Source organism: Phormidium sp. CCY1219 (assembly GCF_035615515.1).
Classification (GTDB): domain Bacteria; phylum Cyanobacteriota; class Cyanobacteriia; order Cyanobacteriales; family Laspinemataceae; genus CCY1219.
Map to the genome: position 1 here is coordinate 1 of NZ_JAJENT010000919.1, position 1248 is coordinate 1248.

1 protein-coding gene is annotated in these 1248 nt (G+C 56.7%); it reads left to right on the forward strand.

The window, feature by feature from the left end:
• Positions 1-82: 82 nt before the first annotated feature.
• Positions 83-1248: tetratricopeptide repeat-containing S1 family peptidase (locus tag LKK83_RS30225; protein WP_324635179.1), on the forward strand; the 1166-nt coding region annotated here is incomplete at its 3' end.

Genomic DNA, 1248 nt, shown 5'->3' on the forward strand with positions numbered 1-1248 from the left:
TTTTGACGGCGGCTAAAGCCGCACGTTCGTTTTTCCTCCCCCGGCTAAAGCACGGGGGTTTCCAAACGTATCGGAGGCTACTATGATGTTTTCGCGCAAATTATTCCCAGCCATTATTGTCGGGGCGGCGGCGACAGTTGCCCTGGTGCAACCGACTCCCGCCTTCGCCCTAGACCCGTCGGAGATTGCCACCCAAGCGAAAACCTTTACCGTGAGAATCGACGGTCCGCAGGTGGGCACTGGGGTGATTATCGACCGGGAAGACAGCACCTACACCGTCCTCACCAACTGGCATGTGGTGAATCGCCAGGGGTCCTACAAGATTACCACCGCCGATAATCGCCAGCATTCCCTATCCTACAGCCAAGTGCGGTATCTGCCCAACCTGGATATTGCGGTGGTGCGGTTTATCAGCAGCCAATCCTATGCCACGGCGGAATTCGGCGACTCCGAAAACCTGAGCGAAGGCAAGGCGGTTTATGTGGTGGGATGGAGCGGTCAGTTACCCGGAATTCCGGAACGCAGCTACCAGTTTCTCGATGCCAAAATTGTCTCGCGCCTGCAAAGGGGGGAGAATGGGTATGAACTGCTGCATGACAATCCCAGTACCCCGGGCACCTCTGGCGGTCCGCTGTTGGATGACAGAGCGCGGCTAGTGGGGATTAACGGGCGCTCTACCTCGGAACCCAACACCAATAAAGCCTTTGGCATGGCCATTCCCCTGCAAATCTTTTTAGCCGCGCGAAGTAACCTCTCCCCACCCCCGGGAATTGTCACCCCCGAAGATGATGTGGCGCGCGGGGAACAGTTGGCAAAAGCAGGCAACTACCGGGAAGCCATCTCGGCATACAATCGCGTCCTCGCCGCCAATCCGAACCATCTAGATGCCCTGTATCGGCGCGGTGAGGCGTATTACCGGTTAGAGGAGTTCCCCCCGGCAATTCGGGATTTCAATCGCCTCTTGCAACTCAATCCGAATAACGCAGTGGTTTATTTCTACCGGGGTTATGCTCGACAGGAACAAGGAGAGCATCAAGCCGCCCTTGAGGATTACAACCAAGCGATTCGCCTCGACTCCAATTTTGCACCAGCCTACCACAACCGGGGATTTGCCCGCCGTGAGTTGGGAGACCTGGAAGCGGCGATTGAGGATTACAACCAAGCGATTCGCCTCGACTCCAATTTAGCACTAGCCTACAACAACCGGGGAATTGCCCGCCGTGAGTTGGGAGACCTGGAAGCGGCGAT